The 17182-nt window shown below is 71.9% G+C and carries 16 protein-coding genes; 6 read left to right on the plus strand and 10 right to left on the minus strand.

The window, feature by feature from the left end; translation table 11 throughout:
* Window positions 1-121 precede the first annotated feature (121 nt).
* Both EW117_RS25705 and lat read left to right on the plus strand, forming a co-directional pair.
* Window positions 122-1372 carry an MFS transporter gene (locus EW117_RS25705; protein WP_129789579.1) on the plus strand — a complete coding sequence of 417 codons (1251 nt, stop codon included), beginning with the start codon at window positions 122-124 and terminating at the stop codon, window positions 1370-1372.
* A 56-nt stretch (window positions 1373-1428) separates the two neighbouring features.
* Window positions 1429-2736, plus strand: a complete 1308-nt coding sequence (gene lat / locus EW117_RS25710; protein WP_129789580.1) for an L-lysine 6-transaminase — start codon at window positions 1429-1431, stop codon at window positions 2734-2736.
* An 81-nt stretch (window positions 2737-2817) separates the two neighbouring features.
* Here the strand turns inward: lat and EW117_RS25715 are convergent, their stop codons facing one another.
* The 3 genes from EW117_RS25715 to EW117_RS25725 form a co-directional block, all read right to left on the minus strand.
* Window positions 2818-3501: a hypothetical protein gene (locus EW117_RS25715; RefSeq protein ID WP_129789581.1), complete on the minus strand. Its 684-nt coding sequence runs from the start codon at window positions 3499-3501 to the stop codon at window positions 2818-2820.
* A gap of 1 nt (window position 3502) precedes the next feature.
* The gene (locus EW117_RS25720) at window positions 3503-4033 is read right to left on the minus strand and encodes a peptidoglycan-binding domain-containing protein (protein ID WP_129789582.1); all 531 of its coding nucleotides are present in this window, start codon (window positions 4031-4033) and stop codon (window positions 3503-3505) included.
* 243 nt (window positions 4034-4276) lie between these two features.
* Complete coding sequence (locus EW117_RS25725) at window positions 4277-4837, minus strand: SDR family NAD(P)-dependent oxidoreductase (protein ID WP_207212048.1); 561 nt, start codon at window positions 4835-4837, stop codon at window positions 4277-4279.
* Between EW117_RS25725 and EW117_RS25730 the strand changes: the two genes are divergently transcribed.
* Both EW117_RS25730 and EW117_RS25735 read left to right on the plus strand, forming a co-directional pair.
* On the plus strand, window positions 4836-5333 hold the full coding sequence (locus EW117_RS25730; protein WP_242504567.1) for a MarR family winged helix-turn-helix transcriptional regulator: 498 nt from the start codon (window positions 4836-4838) through the stop codon (window positions 5331-5333). The genes EW117_RS25725 and EW117_RS25730 overlap by 2 nt on opposite strands.
* 52 nt (window positions 5334-5385) lie before the next feature.
* Window positions 5386-6309 (plus strand): S66 peptidase family protein, encoded by a 924-nt coding sequence (locus EW117_RS25735; protein ID WP_129789584.1) that lies wholly within the window; start codon window positions 5386-5388, stop codon window positions 6307-6309.
* Here the strand turns inward: EW117_RS25735 and EW117_RS25740 are convergent.
* Window positions 6306-6785 (minus strand): Lrp/AsnC family transcriptional regulator, encoded by a 480-nt coding sequence (locus tag EW117_RS25740; RefSeq protein ID WP_129789585.1) that lies wholly within the window; start codon window positions 6783-6785, stop codon window positions 6306-6308. The two genes, EW117_RS25735 and EW117_RS25740, sit on opposite strands and share 4 nt — an antisense overlap.
* The gene (locus EW117_RS25745) at window positions 6782-8653 is read right to left on the minus strand and encodes an ABC-F family ATP-binding cassette domain-containing protein (protein WP_129789586.1); all 1872 of its coding nucleotides are present in this window, start codon (window positions 8651-8653) and stop codon (window positions 6782-6784) included. Before EW117_RS25745 ends, EW117_RS25740 begins: the two co-directional genes overlap by 4 nt.
* A gap of 101 nt (window positions 8654-8754) precedes the next feature.
* On the opposite strand from EW117_RS25745, the gene EW117_RS25750 reads away from it, so the two are divergent.
* The gene (locus EW117_RS25750; RefSeq protein WP_129789587.1) at window positions 8755-9741 is read left to right on the plus strand and encodes an acetylxylan esterase; all 987 of its coding nucleotides are present in this window, start codon (window positions 8755-8757) and stop codon (window positions 9739-9741) included.
* Window positions 9742-9827: 86 nt separating this feature from the next.
* Window positions 9828-10718 carry an acetylxylan esterase gene (locus EW117_RS25755; RefSeq protein ID WP_165362867.1) on the plus strand — a complete coding sequence of 297 codons (891 nt, stop codon included), beginning with the start codon at window positions 9828-9830 and terminating at the stop codon, window positions 10716-10718.
* A gap of 24 nt (window positions 10719-10742) precedes the next feature.
* Here the strand turns inward: EW117_RS25755 and EW117_RS25760 are convergent, their stop codons facing one another.
* The 5 genes from EW117_RS25760 to EW117_RS25780 all read right to left on the minus strand — a co-directional run.
* A complete protein-coding gene (locus EW117_RS25760; RefSeq protein ID WP_129789589.1) occupies window positions 10743-11696 on the minus strand; it encodes a 4-(cytidine 5'-diphospho)-2-C-methyl-D-erythritol kinase in 954 nt (317 codons plus the stop codon).
* The gene (gene rsmA, locus EW117_RS25765) at window positions 11693-12562 is read right to left on the minus strand and encodes a 16S rRNA (adenine(1518)-N(6)/adenine(1519)-N(6))-dimethyltransferase RsmA (protein WP_129789590.1); all 870 of its coding nucleotides are present in this window, start codon (window positions 12560-12562) and stop codon (window positions 11693-11695) included. Before rsmA ends, EW117_RS25760 begins: the two co-directional genes overlap by 4 nt.
* A 19-nt stretch (window positions 12563-12581) precedes the next feature.
* Window positions 12582-13922: an aggregation-promoting factor C-terminal-like domain-containing protein gene (locus EW117_RS25770; protein WP_129789591.1), complete on the minus strand. Its 1341-nt coding sequence runs from the start codon at window positions 13920-13922 to the stop codon at window positions 12582-12584.
* Window positions 13923-14331: 409 nt separating this feature from the next.
* Window positions 14332-15795, minus strand: a complete 1464-nt coding sequence (locus EW117_RS30565; protein ID WP_277986493.1) for a resuscitation-promoting factor — start codon at window positions 15793-15795, stop codon at window positions 14332-14334.
* Between the two features lie 277 nt (window positions 15796-16072).
* Window positions 16073-17182, minus strand: a 1110-nt coding sequence (locus EW117_RS25780; RefSeq protein WP_340641115.1) for a ubiquitin-like domain-containing protein, incomplete at its 5' end; no start/stop codon positions are given.

Genomic DNA, 17182 nt, shown 5'->3' on the forward strand with positions numbered 1-17182 from the left:
CAATCTAACGGGAAAGCCGCAATACCTCCTGGGGAGCGGAGATGACGATCGGCACACCATGTGGTGAAGCGATGGACGCCCGACGCAACCAACTGCCCTCGTCACGCACAATGACGGCATCATGAGCAACATCCGCGCAGCGGCGGGCGGCTCCGCGCTGCTCGTCGCAGTCCTCGTCTTCGCGCTGAACCTACGCACCCCCATCACATCCCTCCCTCCGGTGCTGGCCGACGCCGCGACCGGTCTCGGCCTGGACCAGACCCTGACCGGCCTGCTCGTGGGCATCCCGGCACTCTGCTTCAGCGTGGTGGCGCCGGCGGCGTCGACGCTGATCGCCCGGATCGGGCCGTACGCGGCGGTCACGGTGGCGCTGGTGGGAGTGATCGCGGGCACGCTCATCCGGTCAGCGGGCTCCGGCACGGTCGGCGTGGTGGCGGCCTTCACGGGTACCGTCGTGCTCGGCGCCGCGATCACGGTGGGCAACGTGGTGGTTCCGGTCATCATCGCGCGCGATTTCCCGGCCCGGACGGCGCTGGCGACGGGCCTGTACTCGTCGGTGATGAACCTCGGGTCGGTGTTCGCGACCTCGCTCACCGCGCCGTTCGCGGCCCTGCTGGGCTGGCAGGGCGCCGTCGCCTCGTGGTCGCTCGTCGCGGTGGTGGCACTGGCCGTCTGGCTCATCACCACCCGCCGCCTGTCAGACCCACAGGTCACTCGGGTGACCCCTGCGTCTGACATATCGCTGCACGACGGCGTGGCCGGTGCCGCACGCGCCGAGCGGCCGGATGAGACGTGGGGCGGCGTGCTGCGCCGTCCGATCACCTGGGTGCTGTCGGTGGCGTTCGCCGGTCAGTCGTTCTCGTACTTCGCGGTCACAGGCTGGCTCCCGGAGCTGCTGCGCGACCTGCTCGATGTCTCCGTGACCACGGCGGGCAACGCGGCGGCGCCGTTCCAGGGCCTCGCGATCGCGGGCAGCGTGCTGGTCCCGCTCGTGCTGGCCGCCCGGGTGCCGATGCGCGCCGCCGCGATCGCCATGGGCCTGCTGTGGGCCGGGCTTCCGGCGGGCCTGCTGCTCGCACCGGAGTGGTGGCTGCTGTGGGTGAGCCTCGCGGGGATCGCGCAGGGCGGGAACTTCGTCGTGATCTTCACCATCGTCGCGCAGCGGTGCCGCACCGTCGCCCAGACCCGCCGGACGGTGGCGACCGTCCAGACGTTCGGTTATGCCGTGGCCGCGACGGCGCCCGCCGTGATCGGCGCGGTGCACGCGGCGTCGGGCGGATGGACCGCGGCGCTCCTGGTGATGTTCGGGTCCACGCTGGCGCTCGGGTCAGCGGAGCTGATCGCGACGCGACGCCCCAGGTACATCCGGTAACAGGAACTTTTCCATACGCATTGAAACGCAACAGGATCATTGCCTACGTTGCCTGCATGACGACACATCTTGAGCCCACCGCAGTGCTCCCCACCCTTCGCGAGCACCTCCTGGTCGACGGGTTCGACCTGGTCCTCGACCTCACCCGGTCGCACGGCTCCACGCTCGTCGACGCCCGTGACGGGCGCGAGTGGCTCGACCTGTTCACGTTCTTCGCCTCCTCACCGCTCGGCATGAACCACCCCGCCCTGGCCGACGACGCCGCGTTCCGCGAGGAGCTCGCCACCGCCGCGATCAACAAGCCGTCCAACTCCGACATCTACACGGTCGAGATGGCGCGCTTCGCCGACACCTTCGCGCGCGTGCTCGGCGACCCCGCCCTGCCGCACCTGTTCTTCATCGACGGCGGCGCGCTCGCCGTCGAGAACGCGCTCAAGGTCGCGTTCGACTGGAAGTCCCGCCACAACGAGGCGAACGGCCGCTCCCCCGAGCTCGGCACCCAGGTGATGCACCTGGAGCACGCGTTCCACGGCCGTTCCGGATACACGATGTCGCTCACGAACACCGAACCCGGCAAGGTGGCCCGGTTCCCCAAGTTCCACTGGCCGCGCATCCCCTCGCCGTACATCGCGGAGGGCAAGGACATGGACGCGGCCGAGGCGGCGGCGCTCGGGGCCGCCCGCGCGGCGTTCGAGGCCAACCCGCACGACATCGCGGCGTTCATCATGGAGCCCATCCAGGGTGAGGGCGGCGACCACCACTTCCGCCCCTCGTTCCTGGCAGGTATGCAGGCGCTGTGCCGGGAGTTCGACGCGCTGTTCATCCTGGACGAGGTCCAGACCGGCGCGGGCATCACCGGCACCACGTGGGCCTACCAGCAGCTCGGCGTCACGCCCGATGTCGTCGCCTTCGGCAAGAAGACGCAGGTCTGCGGCATCATGGCCGGCGGCCGCGTCGACGAGGTGCCGGACAACGCGTTCGCCGTCTCGTCGCGCATCAACTCCACCTGGGGCGGCAACCTCACCGACATGGTGCGCTCGCGCCGGATCCTCGAGACCTACGAGGCCGAGGGCCTGGTCGACCGGGCCCGCACCATGGGCAAGCGGCTCCAGGACGCGCTCACCGAACTGGCCACCCGGCACGACGGCGTGACCGACGTCCGCGGCAAGGGCCTCATGTGCGCGCTGACGCTGCCGTCGCGGGAGGTGCGCGACAGGGTGCTGTCCGCGCTCACCGAGCGGAGCGTGCTGCTGCTGGGCTGCGGTGAGCGTTCGGTCCGGTTCCGCCCGGCGCTGACGGTCCCGGCCGAGGCCCTGGAGGCCGGCGTCCGAGCCCTGGACGAGGTCCTGACGCAAACCCTCTGACCCACCCCTTGTTGTGGGCGGGATCGTTGCGACCACGCGCCCGTTTTAGGCGCAACGATCCCGCCCACAACAAGGAAGGAGTTACTCGTCGTTGGCGGCGACGCTGTCCGCGATGCGGATCAGTTCCGCCACCGTGGGCCCCGCGCTCCCCGTCGGTGTGCGGCCGATGATGCCGAGCAGCAGGTACGAGCCCGCGTCGTCGGTCCATTCGACGCGCACCGGGCCGTACCCGTTGTTGTCGACGCGGGTGACCCGCGCCTCGCGGCCCGATTCCGTGAGCTCCTCCCACTCGACGGTCACGTTGTCGCCGGACAGCTCGTCGGACAGCTCCGCCGAGCCCGCGTACGCCACGTAGGTGATGGTCGACGCCGGGTGGTAGGCACCCGCGCGGACCTCCTCCTCGGGCCAGGCCAGGCCGGGGTCACCACGGAACGTCTCCGCGTTCTCGGCCCCGTCGAGAAGGTAGATGACCCAGGTGCCGAGGTGGTCCTCCGCCGTCGTGCGGCCGATCCCCGCCGAGATGTCGGCGGGGCACTCGGCGACGGCGCGCCGGACCTCCTCGGGCACCCAGTGCGGCTGGCGCAGGTTCTCGGCGCAGGACCCGGCGGTGAGCGCGGTGGCATCGGCGGGGGTGACGACGGGCTCGTCCTCCCTCGCCCCGAGCACCAGCGTGACCACGATGATGATGATCGCGCCGAGCAGTGTGATGGCCCCGCCGAGGAGCCATTCCGGCCGGATCCTGGGCTCTTCGATGGTGGTGACCACGTCAGCCCTCGCACTCGATCTCGGTGACGGCGTCTCGGGAGAGAGCGATGACCTCGTTGGACGCGACCGGGCTGCGGGCCACCCCCGGCGGCACGAAGGAGCCCCAGTCGCAGTCGTTCTCAGCGAAGTACGTGTCGCGCACGCCGCCCGCGGCGGTGTAACGGACGCGGTGGTCCGGTCCCCGGCAGTCGAACTCCGGGTCGCACACGGAGACCACCAGCGCACGCATGGTGACCCACGTACCGGTGTCGACGCAGCCGTTGACCGGCAGGCCGTTGTACGCCTGGAACGCCTTGGTCGCGACGTCCGACTCCGTGTCCCACGACCCGTCCACGGGTTCGAGCCCGGTGCCGGCCCACAGCACGTTCTGGGCGGCGACCACCGCCCCGCCGGACGTCGCGCCGCACTCGCCGACCGGGTCGTTGGACACCCACATCGCGCTCGAGTTCACCGCCTGCACGATGGCGGCGATGATCAGGGCCGCGGCCACGGTGCCACCGCCCGCCTGCAGCCAGGTTCGGGTGGTGGGCATTCCCTCGGCGCTCCTTCGTCTGCCCGACGCCGGCGCCGGGCGATGTACTGGCGAGCGCGAGCGTAACAATCCGCCCTTACAAGACGGAAGCGACGCACCGGACTAAACGCGAGCCGGCGTATACCCACCAAGCCCAACTGACTCACGTTCACCAGGCCGGGGACGACCATGGTCGGGTCGACTACGGTCGTCCTCAGCCTGCTGAACCTGGATCAGCAGTGGCAACGGCCAGAGCCGCGCTCATCACCGCGTCGTGTGGGCGCCGCCGTTGACGTGCAGCGTCTGGCCGGTGACGTGCCGGGCGCCCGGTGAGGCGAGGAAGGTGACCAGGGAGGCGACGTCGTCGGGCAGGCCGGGGCGCCCGTCGTGCGTGGCCGCGATCAGGCGGTCGCGACGCTGCTCGGTGAGGCGGTCCTTGAAGTACCCGGTGTCGGCGATGTAGCCGGGAGCGACGCAGTTCGCGGTGATGCCGCGCGGGCCGACCGTCGCGGACAGCCCGGCGGTCCACGCCTGAACCGCCGCCTTGGCGACGCCGTACGACGTGCCCGCGTACTCGGCACCGATCGAGCCGACCGTGACGATCGCGCCGCCCGCGGGCATGCCCTCCAGAGCGGCGGTCACGACCAGCACGGTGCTGAGCAGGTTCGCCTCGATGTTGGCGCGCCAACCCTCAGCCACCTCGGCAAGATCGGCCGACTCGGCAGAGCTGGTTACTTTGCCGAGGCCGGCCGAAGTCCGGGCGAAGTCCGTGTTGCCGCCCGCCATGGCCACCAGCACGTCGACAGGCGCGTCGAGCTGCGCCATGAGCGCCGCCGCGTGGGAACGTGAGCTGCCGGGCGTTCCGGTGTCGTCGATCGGCGTGATCACGCCGCTGTGGCGCGTCGCGAAAACTCTCGCGGACGACCGGCGCCGGACCCTGCACCGCATCGGGATCGACCCCGCGACGCTCGACCTGCTCAGCACCCTGCGACGTTCGGGTCGGCCCTGGTCGCTGACGACGCGGCAGCTCGCGGCGCAGACGCTCGTCACGGCAGGCGCCATCTCGCAGCGGGTCGCGCGGGCGGAACGTGACGGGCTGGTCGTGCGGGCGCCGTCCGACCCTTCGACGGGCTCAGGACGGCAGGCCGTCTCCGTGACGCTGACCGCCGCCGGACACACGCTCGTCGAACGGGCCGTGCGCGAGCTTCTCACGCACGAGGAGCAGCTCCTCGCCGAGCTGCCGGCGCCGGACCGCCTCGCACTGGCCGAGCTGCTCGGCCGGCTCGGCACAGCGCTGAGCAGCAAGATTTCAGATGGGTGAAAGTGAGCAGCGTCCGCATGCGCGACAGGACGCGAAAGGTAATCTCGGCGGCATGCTGCGGCCTTTGACCAGCCCGCCGCGACTGCGCCCCGGCGACACCGTGGCCGTCGTCGCCCCGTCCGGTCCGGTACCCGCCGAGCGGCTCGACATCGGCGTCGCCCATCTGCGCGAGTGGGGCCTGGACGTACAGGTGATGCCGCACGTCCAGGACACGCACCCCCGCCACGAGTACCTGGCCGGTTCCGACCTGGCGCGCGCCGCCGACTTCCAGGAGGCCTGGCTCGATCCCGACGTCCGCGCGGTCATCGTGGCGCGTGGCGGGTACGGGACGGCGCGGATGGTCGACCTCGTCGACTGGGACGCGCTCGCCGCCACCGACCCCAAGGTGCTGGTCGGGTACAGCGACTGCACGGTGCTGCACCAGGCCGTCGCCGTGCATCTCGGGCTGGTGTCGCTGCACGGGCCGATGTCGGGAACCGTGTCGTTCCTCAAGTCCGAGGCGGCCCGCGAGCATCTGCGGCGCACCCTGTTCGAGCCGGAGGCCGCGCAGACGATCACGGGTCCGCGGGCACACACGCTGGTGGGCGGCACTGCCCGCGGCATCACGACCGGCGGCTGCGTATCGCTCCTGACGACCTCCATCGGCGTCGGCACGACGCCGTCCGCGGCCGGCGGGTTAGTCCTGCTGGAGGACGTCGACGAGCGGGCCTACCGCATCGACTCGTTCCTCACGCACCTGCTGCGCTCGGGCTGGTTCGACGGCGTGCTCGGCATCGTGCTGGGCTCGTGGCAGGACTGCGACCCGGTCGAGCCCGTGATCATGGACCTGCTGGGGCCGCTCGGCATCCCGATCCTCGGCGAGCTCGGGTTCGGTCACGGGCCTGACCCGGTCACGGTGCCGCTGGGCGTGTCGGCCGAGCTGGACGCCGATGCCGGCACGCTCAGGCTGGACCATCCGGCCCTGGCGCGGCGCTAGGCCCGCGAGGGATCGGGCTCGGTCGTCTGGCCCTCGAAGTAGGTCTGCAGCACCACGGTGGTCCGCGTCGAGACCTTCGCCGTGCGGCGGATCCGCCCCAGCAGCTCCTCCAGGGCCCGCGGCGACGCCACGCGTGCGGTGAGCAGGTAGTTCGCGTTGCCCGCCACGGAGTAGCAGGACTCGATCCCGGCCATCCCGCGCAGGCGTTCGGGCGCGTCGTCCTCCTGCGCCTGGTCCAGTGGCGTGATCTCGATGAACGCCGAGAGCGGCAGCCCTACCGCCTCCGGGTTCACCACCGCCCGGTAGCCCGTGATGACGCCGCGCGCCTCGAGTTTTCGCACCCGCACCTGCACCGCGGACAAGGACAGGCCCGAGATCTCGGACAGCACCGACAGCGTGGTGCGGCCGTCCTTGCGCAGCGCGTCGACGAGCGCTCGGTCGATCCCGTCGAGCGGTCCCAGATCGTTGTCGGTCATCCCGCCACCTCCGCTGCTTCCAACCACGCCGCCTCGAGCTCGTCACGCTCGTTCGCCAGGTCGCGGAGCTCCGCGTCCAGCTTGGCGACAGCCTGGTAGTCAGTTGCCTGCTGTGCGATTGTTTCGTGCAGCTCGGCCTCCTTCTCGGCAATCTTCGCAAGACGACGCTCGATTCGGGAAGCCTCCTTCTGTGCGGCGCGGATATCGCGCTGCGAAGGTTCGCCGCCCGCGGCGCCGCCCGACGCCGGAGCCGCGCCCGACGTCGGCCCACCGGGGGCCGAACCTCGCCCGGCCGAATCGGCACCGACGCCCGCGGGAGTGCCCGACGCCGAGGCGCCCGCGGCCTTCGCCGCCGCCCGCAGCCGCAGGTATTCCTCGACCCCGCCGGGCAGGTCGCGGATGGTCCCGTCGCCGAGCAGCGCCACCTGGCGGTCCGCGACCCGCTCCAGCAGGTACCGGTCGTGCGAGACCACGATCAGCGTCCCGAGCCAGCCGTCCAGCAGGTCCTCCACGGCGGCGAGGGTGTCGGTGTCGAGATCGTTGGTGGGCTCGTCGAGCAGCAGCACGTTGGGCTCGGCCACGAGCAGCCGCAGGAGCTGGAGCCGACGCCGCTCGCCGCCGGACAGATCCCGCACCGGCGTGTACGCGCGCTCCCGCGTGAAGCCGAGCTTCTCGGTGAGCTGCGCCGCGGTGAGCTCCTTGCCGTCGACGACGACCCGGCCCTTCTCCTGCTCGATCACCTCGACGGCCTTCAGGTTCCCGACCTCGTCCAGCTCGGCGACGTCCTGCGACAGCTCCCGCACGTGGATGGTCTTGCCGCGCTTGACCCGGCCCGAGTCCGGCTCCCGCCGGCCCGCGAGCAGCGCGAGCAGCGTCGTCTTGCCCGCGCCGTTGACGCCCACGACGCCGTACCGGTCGCCCGGGCCCAGGCGCCAGGTCACGTCGTCGAACAGGACCTTGCCCGGGACGGTCACGCTGACCGACTCCAGGTCCAGCACGTCCTTGCCCAGCCGCCGCGTCGCCATGCGCGTCAGCTCCATCGAGTCGCGCGGCGGCGGCTCGTCGTCGATCAGGGCAGAGGCGGCATCGAGCCGGAACTTGGGCTTGGACGTGCGGGCCGGCGCCCCGCGGCGCAGCCACGCGAGCTCCTTGCGCAGCAGGTTGTCCCGCTTCTCGGCGGCCGTCGCCGCCTGCCGCGCCCGCTCGGCGCGCGCCAGGATGTAGGCCGCGTAGCCGCCCTCGTACCCGTCGATGGCGCCCGTCCCATCACCCCGCACCTCCCACATGCGGGTGCAGACCTCGTCGAGGAACCAGCGGTCGTGGGTCACGACCACGAGCGCGCCGGTCGCGCCCGGCCGCCCGTAGCGCTCCCGCAGGTGGGCGGCGAGCCAGGCCACGCCCTCGACGTCGAGATGGTTGGTGGGCTCGTCGAGCAGCAGCACGTCCGGGTCCTGGACCAGGAGTGCCGCCAGCGCCACGCGACGGCGCTGCCCGCCCGAGAGCTTCGCGGCCGGAGCGTCCCAGGCGAGGTCGGCGAGCAGGCCGTCGTGCACCTCGCGGACCCGAGCCTCCGACGCCCAGACGTGCGTCTCGGCGTCGCCGTGCACGAGGTCGAGGACCGTGGAATCGTCGGCCAGCTCGTCGCGCTGGTCGAGCATGCCGAGGGTGGAGCCGCCCACCTTGGTGACCCGTCCGGCATCGGGCTGCGAAGTGCCCGCGAGGATGCGCAGCAGGGTCGACTTGCCGGCGCCGTTGGGGCCGACGACGCCGACGCGGTCGCCGTCGTCGAGCCCGAGGGAGACGTCTGCCAGGAGGGTGCGAGTACCGATGGTCAGCGCGATGCCGTCTGCGCCGAGAAGATGTGCCACCTCACAAGGGTAGTCGCGCGCTACGCTCACCCCGTCGACGGCGATGTGCCAGGAGGACTCCGCCGTCGACCTTGTACAAGACGACGCCGAGGAGCACCCACGTGGCCCAGTTCGACATGCCGTTGCCCGATCTCGAGAAGTATCTGCCCGAGATCGACGAGCCGGGCGACTTCGACGAGTTCTGGTCGGCGACCCTGACCGAGGCGCGCTCGTTCGACGAGGCGCCGGAGGTGGAGCGGATCGACGTCGGGCTGACCGAGATCCTGGTCGACGACGTCACGTTCCCCGGCTTCGGTGGCCACCCCGTCAAGGCGTGGCTGACCCGCCCGGCACACGCGGCGGGCGACCTGCCGGTGGTGGTCGAGTACCAGGGCTACGGCGGCGGGCGGGGTCTGCCGCACGAGCGGATCCACTGGGCGGCGGCCGGCTACGCGCACCTCATGATGGACACCCGCGGGCAGGGTTCGGGCTGGGGCGCCGGCGGCGCGACGCCGGATCCGGTGGGGTCGGGGCCGGCGTCGCCGGGGTTCATGACCCGCGGCGTGCTGGACCCGCACGACCACTACTACCGCCGCGTCTTCACGGACGGCGTCCGCGCCGTCGACGCGGCCCGTGCGATCCCGGGTATCGACCCGGCGCGCGTGGCGCTGAGCGGCGGCAGCCAGGGCGGCGGCATCACCATCGCGGTCGCGGGCCTGGTGCCCGACGTCGTCGCCGCGATGCCGGACGTGCCGTTCCTGAGCCACTTCCGCCGGGCGGTGTCGATCACGGACAGCCTCCCGTACGGCGAGATCACGAAGTACCTCTCGGTGTACCGCGACCCGTCGGTCGAGGCGCAGGTCTGGCGGACGTTCTCGTACCTGGACGCGGTGTCGTTCGCCCGCCGGGCCCGCGCGGCCGGGCTGTTCTCGGCGGCGCTCATGGATGCGACCTGCCCGCCGTCCACCGTGTACGCCGCGTTCAACAACTGGGCGCCGGGGCATGAGGAGACCGTCAAGGAGATCGACGTCTACCCGTACAACAACCACGAGGGCGGCGGCGACTACCGCTTCCCCCGCAAGCTCCAGTGGCTGGGCAAGATCATCTGACGCGCGACGGGAGCGTACCGGAAATTTACCCGATACCGACTGGCGGTACGCTCCCAGCGCACGCCCATCTTCCGGAGGTCTCCCCAGTGCCTGACTTCGACCTGCCGCCCATCACGGCCTTCTCGCCCTCACCGACGGTTCCGCCCACTGCCCCGGCCAGCGTCGAGCCGACCGACTTCGACCTGCCGCCCGTTGCCGTGACGCCAGCGGCTGCGCCCGCCACCGACGAGCCGATCGACTTCGACCTGTTCTGGTCGCAGACGCTGGCCGCTCACCGCGACATCGATGTCGCACCCGTGCTGACCGCCGCCTCCGCCCGGTCCAAGGACCTCACTGCCGAGGCCGTGACGTTCGCCGGGTTCGAGAGCCGCCCGGTGACCGGACGGCTCATCACGCCGGTCGGCGCCGGCGCGACCCTGCCCGGCCTGGTGGAGCTACGGTCTGCCGGTCGCGACGCCGGCCGTGACGTGGAGTGGCTCGCCCCCGGCGGGTTCGCACACCTCGTGGTCGAGCTGCCCCAGGACGACCTGGACGACCCGTACAACCGCGGCGTCTTCACCGACGCGGTCCGGTCGGTGCAAGCCCTGCGCACCCTCGCGAGGGTCGACCCGTCCCGCGTGGCGGTGCTCGGCACCGGCTCGGTGGCCGCGGCGGGCGTCGCCGCGGCCGGACTGCTGCCCGACCTCGCCTGCGCCATGGTCGAGGGCGACATCCCTGCCGCGCACAAGGACTCCCTGGTCGCGTTCGCCCGCCGGGCGAGCACCCCGCTGCAGCTCACACAGGGCGCTGGCGCCCAGGTGCTGCTCGAGGAGTGGGGTTTCAACGCCGCGCTGGCGCTGGCCGCGATGACGGGGTTGATCGAGCCCGTGGTGGAGTGCGTCGTGACCACCGAGAGCAACACGACCGTGCGACGCACCCGCTGGATCGCGGCGCACACGCACCTGAAGAACGTGTTCGTTCCCCAGGTCGCCTACTGACCCCTCTCCCCTCGGCGGGAGGGGTCAGCGGGTGATCGAGGTGACGATCTGGGTTCCCGGGGCCGGGCCGGTCGCGGTCCAGACCGCGTCGACGACGTCGGCGGCCGTCCACGCGGCGCCCAGCGCGAGCGCGTGCTGTCGCGAGCGGCCGAGCGCGGCGACGGTAGGCCCGGACCCGGACACGATCACGCCCAGCGCCCCGGCGTCGGTGGCGACGTCCAGCACCTCGGAGAGTTCCGGCCGCAGGTCCAGGGCCGGGGCCTCCAGGTCGTTGTGCAGCGCCTTGCCGAGCGCTACCGCGTCGCCGGCGCGCAGCGCGTGCATGAGCTCGGTGTCGTCGGCGGCGGGGGCCACGTCCGGCGTCGACGGGCCCGCCAGCTCGTCGAACCGGCGGTACACGCTGGGCGTCGAGAGGCCCTTGCGCTGCGTCGCGAAGCACCAGTGGAACTCGCCGCGCGTCATCGCCGGCGTCAGCAGATCGCCCCGCCCGGTGCCGGCGGCGGTGTGCCCCAGCAGCGAGAACGGCACGTCCGCCCCGAGCTCGGCGGCCATCTCGACCAGCTCCGGGCGCGGCACCCCGGCGTCCCACAACGCGTCGCACGCCACGAGCGTCGCGGCGGCGTCGGCGGACCCGCCCGCCATACCGCCCGCGACGGGCACGCCCTTGGTGATGTGCAGGCCGACGTCGGCGGCCAGCCCCGTGCGCTCGGCCAGCAGTGCCGCGGCGCGCCACGCGAGGTTGGTCTCGTCGGTCGGGACGACGTCCGCCTGCGGGCCCGAGACCGTGAGCGAGATGCCGGAGCCGGGCGCGACCTGGGTCGCGGTGACCTCCTCGAACAGGGACACGGCCTGGAAGATCGTCGCCAGCGGGTGGTAGCCGTCGGCGCCGACGGGTCCCACGCGCAGCGTGAGGTTGACCTTTCCGGGCGCGCGCACCCGGACGGACGGCGGCGGAGCCGCGGCGAGACGCGGGCTCACTCGCGCCCCTCCCCGTTGTCAGGGAGCTGCTCCGCTATGCGCGCGAACTGCTCGACCACCAGCGTCTCGCCGCGCGCACTCGGATCGACGCCGGCGGCACGGAGCGCCGTCTCGGCGGCGGCGCCCGAGCCGAACAGCGCGGACAGCGCGGCCCGCAGCGTCTTGCGGCGCTGCGCGAACGCGGCGTCGACGACGGCGAAGACCCGCTCGCGCGACGCCGTGGTCGACGGCGGCTCCCGGCGCTCCAGCTGGACGAGCGCCGAGTCGACGTTCGGGGCGGGCCAGAACACGTTGCGCCCGATGGTCCCCGCCCGGCGGGCCGACGCGTACCAGGCGGCCTTCACCGAGGGGATGCCGTAGATCTTGGAGCCCGGTACGGCGGCGATCCGGTCGGCCACCTCGGCCTGGACCATGACCAGCACGCGCTCCAGCGAGTCGAACCGCTGCAGCATGGTCAGCAGCACCGGGACCGCCACGTTGTACGGGAGGTTCGCGACGAGCGCCGTCGGCGGATCGCCGGGCAGGGTGGTGACGTCCATCGCGTCGGCGAGCACCACCTCGAAGTCCGAGTCCGGGAACCGCGCCTTCACGGTGCCGGCGATCTGGCCCGCGAGGACCGGGTCGATCTCGATGGCCACCACGGACGCGCCGGCCTCTACCAGGCCCAGGGTCAGCGATCCCAGCCCGGGCCCGACCTCGACGACCCGCTCCCCGGGCTTCAGCCCGGCGATGCGCACGATCTTGCGGACCGTGCCGCCGTCGTGCAGGAAGTTCTGGCCCAGGGTCTTCGTGGGCCGAACGCCCAAGCGCCCTGCCAGGTCGCGGATCTCCGCGGGACCGAGCAGGGCGCCTGAGGTTTCGTTCATGCAGGGGAGCCTAACCGGATCAGTACCAACCCACCGACTCCGAGTGGCCCCACGCACCGCACGGCGTGCCGTAACGGTCCGCGATGTAGCCGAGGCCCCACTCGATCTGGGTGGCCGGGTTGGTGGCCCAGTCCGAGCCCGCCGTGCTCATCTTGGAACCCGGCAGCGCCTGCGGGATGCCGTAGGCGCTCGACGTCGGGTTGGCCGCCTGGTAGTTCCAGCCGGACTCGCGCTCCCACAGGAGCTCGAGGCAGGTCCACTCCTCGCCGGTCCAGCCGCGGGCGGCGGCCATCTGCTGACCGATCTCCTTGACGGAGCCCGCCGGCACCGGGGCGCTGGGCTCCGGGGCGGTCTCGACGGAGGTCTCCACGACGGGCTCCTCCACCGGGCGCTCCTTGGTCCCCTCGACGATGACCCGGTCGACCGGCTTCTTCGTCACCTTCTCGGAGAGCTCCTTGCGGTGCACCACCTCGCCGTCGACCAGACGGTGCAGGACGATGCGGGTGCGGACACCCTGCCTGCCCTCGTTCCGGACCAGGTCGCCCTCGTCCACGTAGCGGTCGTCGTCCTGGACGGTCTTGGTGTCGAAGTCCAGGTCGAACCTCTGGGTGATCTTCTTGGTCTCGACGCGCTGCACCTGGATGGCGACGTCGGCGCCGGCCCGGTCGGCCGACCTGGCGGCCTTCTTGTCGATCGCCTTGTCCCGCGCCAGAGTGGCGACGGGGGCGACGCTCACGAGGTCGTCCTTGTCGAGCTCGACCTCGAGGCCGCCGAGCACGCTGTCCACGCTCGCCGAGTGGTCCTCGACCACGCGCGTCTTGCCGTCCGCCACGACGGCGACGGGTCCGTCGTCGTTCAGGCGGAGCGGGAGCGACGCGCGGTCGCCCGAGCGGGACGCCACCAGCGCGACGTCGCCACCACGCTCGGCAAGGGTGGTCAGGGCCTCGCTCGCGTCCGTGACGGTGACCCAGACGTCGCGCTCCCCCTTGCCGTCGGTCATGGTGACCTGGCGGGCGTAGCGGACGACGATCTCGTCCCCGTCGGAAAGCTTGGCATCGGCACCGGGGGCCACGAGGTCGCGGTCGCCCAGACGGACGTCCTGCGACTCGAGCATGCCCGCGACGGAGCCGGAGTAGGTGGTGATGGTCTTCGATGTGCCGTCGATGTCGAGCGTGACGGTCTTCTGCGCCTGCGCGAAGGCGACCGATCCGGACGCGACGATCGCGGCGGCCGAGAGGCCGGCGACGAGCGGCCAGCGACGGCGACGCTTCGAGGGGGCGGCCTGAGGTGCTACTGCCTCGGACGTTGAGTTGATGCTGGGGATGGAGCCAGAACTCTGCTGCTCAAAACGGGGGTTCACTCGTGTCCAGTCGTCGGACGTCCCGGGCACGGGCGGCGAGGCGGAAGTCCCGTTTGGGGCGGGAATTCCTACCACGATTCGGCCGAATTGGGCCTGGCGACTCTTGCGAGCCGTCGCGGTCTCGACCGGCCGATCCGGCGGTCTCACACTGCCCGCGAGGTTCCGCGGTCAGTGCCGCCCTGCCGCCGCCGGGGTGCTGTGGCTTACACCACATCGCACCCCCGCGCCAGCGAGGACAACCGAACGTAACTGATTTGTTATCGCTCGGCCAACCATCTCGGTGGGGTTGCCGCTGTGTTCTCGGTCACTCGTCCAGGACAGGCGTCCAAGTTCTCCGCGAGCCTCCGGTCGTGCCGGACGCCCAGATCGCTACGGTGACCTGGGCGTCCGACACGGCCCGGAGGTGGGGTCAGTACAGGCCGAGCGATGCGGAGCATGCGGGCCACTGGCCCCAGCCGGACTGCTGCTGGAGCGCTTGGGCGCGCATCGTCTGCTCGGCGGCCGAGGCATCCGACGGGAGGCCGGAGCCGCCCATCGCCTCCCAGGTCGGCAGCGAGAACTGGTAGAGCCCGTAGTAGCCGTTGCCGGTGTTGGTGGTGGGGTCACCGCCCGACTCGCACTCCGCGAGGGCGGCCCAGACGTCGCCGGTCACGACCGCCCCGTCGTCGGGCTCCGGTTCGGGCTCCGGTTCGGGCTCCGGTTCGGGCTCCACCGCCTCCAGCGACACGGGCTCCACCGCCTCCAGCGGTGCCGGAGCCGGCTCGGGCTCCGGCTCGGGGCGCGCCTTGGTGCCGTACATGACCACCTGGTCGACCGGCTTGCGCTTTACGGTCGAGGACAGCTTGTCCCTGTCCACGACCTTGCCGTCGACCCTGGTGACATCCCACGACGTGACACGCTTGCCCGCCACGCCCTCGGTCGCCAGGTATGGGTCGAGATCCTCGAAGCGGTCCGGGTCCTGAGCCGTGACCTTGTCGAACGGGAGCCGGGTCACGGTCCGCTCGACCGAGGTCTCGACCTTCTTGACGACGACGGTCAGCGTCGGCACACCCGGGTCGACCGTCGGCGAGCCTGCCGGCTGCCCGCGCTCGACGGTGACCCTGTCGTCCGCGTCGACCGTGACGTCGTAGTCGGCGAGCAGGTCGTCGAGCGCTGCTGCGCCGTCGGACACGCGCTGCGTCTTTCCGCCGACCACCAGGTTCACGGGGCTGTCGGCATCGAGCCGCATCGGGAGCGTGACGCGGCCGCCGGAGCGGGAGGGGACCAGGGCCACGTCGCCGGCCCGCCTGGAGAGCGTGGCAAGCGCCTGGTCGGCGTCGAGCGCGGTGACCCACGCGGTCCGACGCTCGCCGTCGGCCTGGACGGTGACGTGGTGGCCGTAGCGGACTACGACCATGCCACCGTCCCGGAGGGCACCGTCGACGCCGGGCGTCACAGCGTCCCGGCTGGTGACTTCGACGCCCTCGTCGACGAGGAGGTCGGCGACGTCGCCCTGGAAGGTCTCGACGGTCGTGACCTTGCCGTCCACGTCGAGCGTGATGCTCTTGTGGGCCGAGGCGTATGCCGTGATGCCGCCGGCACCGACCACGGCGACGGCCGCGGCCCCCGCGAGGAGGGCGGCCCGGCGGTGACGCCGGGGCGCCGAGGCGGACTGTGGAGGCGGCGGAGATGGAGGTGGTACGGCCGTCGGGGCGACTGCCGCTGCGGGCGGTGCGCCGGATGGAGGGCCGGCTGCGGCTGTCACTGCCGCGGGGAAGGCCTCGTCCGCCGACGGCGGTAGGCCGGAAAGCTCGGTGATGCCGACGCCGGCGTCGGCCTCAGGGTTGATGGGCAGATCACTGGGGATGCCCTGAGCTGGGTGGGGAGATGACACGCGGATCCAGTCCTGGCGCCTTCCGGGCACGGGGGCCGGGGCGACACGAGTCTCACGTGCCTCCCGCGCTGGGCGCGGGCCCGGCCAGCCGATCCGGCTTTCTCGGTGACCGTAACCCTGCTGTTATCAAATGCAAGCCTATTCGCCAATATGACTCGCGAAAGGCCAGGAAAATAGATCAATATCCCAAATGTCCAGGGTGAAAAATGGGCGGCTCAACTCCGCCTCCGCCCCGTGTCAGCACCTTCTGCCAGAGCTTGCGGCGGCCGGAACGGGGTCAGGACTGCGCCCTGGTCTTCTCGTCCGGCGACTCCACGTCGAGCTTGGAGTCGGGCGTCGAGTCGGGCGTCGGCGTCGAGTCCGGCTTCGGCTTCGCGTCGGTCTTGGAGTCAGGCTTCGGATCCGGCTTGGGTTCGGACTTCGGCTTCGGTTCCGGTTCGGGACGGGCCTTGGTGCCGTACATGGTCACCTCGTCGACCGGCCGCTCCGCGACCCAGGTGGACAGCTTCTCCTTGTGCACCACCTTGCCGTCGATCTTGGTGACGTCCCACGACGTGACGCGCTTGCCCACCACGCCCTCGGTCGCCAGGTACGGGCCCAGGTCCTCGTAGCGGTTCGGGTCCGCCGCCGTCACGCTCTCGAACGGCACCTCGGAGACGGTCTCCTCGATGGAGGTCTGGACCTCCCGGACGACGACGGCGACCGTGGGCGCACCCGGAGTGGTCGGATGCCTCCGCTCGACGGTGACCCTGTCGTCGGCGTCGACCCGCACTTCGTTCTCGGCGAGCAGCCGGTCGAGCGGCATCGCGCCGTCGGCGACCCGCCGAGCCTGCCCGCCGACCACCAGCTTCACCGGGCCGTCGACGTCGATCCGCATCGGGAGCGTCACGCTCCCGTCCGAGCGGGTCGGGAGGAGCAGCACGTCGTCGCCCTGCTTCGAGAGCTTCGTGAGCGCCTGGTCGGCGTCGAGTGCGGTGACCCACGCGGCGCGCTGTTCGCCGTCGACCCGCAGGGTGACCCGATGGCCGTAGCGGACGACGACCGTGTCCCCTTCGCGCAGGGCGCCGTCGACGGCGGGGGTCACGGCGTCTCGGCGGGAGACCTCGACGCCCTCGCCCGCCAGGAGGTCGGAGACGTCGCCCTCGAAGGTCTCGACGGTGGTGACCTCGCCGTCCACGTCGAGCGTGACGGTCTTGTGGGCGGCCGCGTAGGCCGCTACCCCGCCGGACCCGACCCCCGCCGCGGCCGCGCACACCCCGCCGTCGCCCGCGCCGGGCGGGGAGGGGACCACCGCCTCGACCTCCACGGCCGCCGGCTCCCCCCGCCGGTCGACGGCGGCCGGCGCGCTCCCCCGCCGAGCGCCCCCGACCCCCGCCAGGCGCGCCCG

It is taken from the genome of Promicromonospora panici (assembly GCF_900608595.1).
Lineage (GTDB): Bacteria > Actinomycetota > Actinomycetes > Actinomycetales > Cellulomonadaceae > Promicromonospora > Promicromonospora panici.

Excerpts from the sequence above, each read along its gene's own strand:
- EW117_RS25705 (WP_129789579.1), top strand. The coding sequence starts at position 122 with ATGAGCAACATCCGCGCAGCGGCGGGCGGCTCCGCGCTGCTCGTCGCA.
- lat (WP_129789580.1), top strand. The coding sequence starts at position 1,429 with ATGACGACACATCTTGAGCCCACCGCAGTGCTCCCCACCCTTCGCGAG.
- EW117_RS25720 (WP_129789582.1), bottom strand. The coding sequence starts at position 4,033 with ATGCCCACCACCCGAACCTGGCTGCAGGCGGGCGGTGGCACCGTGGCC.
- EW117_RS25730 (WP_242504567.1), top strand. The coding sequence starts at position 4,836 with ATGAGCGCCGCCGCGTGGGAACGTGAGCTGCCGGGCGTTCCGGTGTCG.
- EW117_RS25725 (WP_207212048.1), bottom strand. The coding sequence starts at position 4,837 with ATGGCGCAGCTCGACGCGCCTGTCGACGTGCTGGTGGCCATGGCGGGC.
- EW117_RS25735 (WP_129789584.1), top strand. The coding sequence starts at position 5,386 with ATGCTGCGGCCTTTGACCAGCCCGCCGCGACTGCGCCCCGGCGACACC.
- EW117_RS25740 (WP_129789585.1), bottom strand. The coding sequence starts at position 6,785 with ATGACCGACAACGATCTGGGACCGCTCGACGGGATCGACCGAGCGCTC.
- rsmA (WP_129789590.1), bottom strand. The coding sequence starts at position 12,562 with ATGAACGAAACCTCAGGCGCCCTGCTCGGTCCCGCGGAGATCCGCGAC.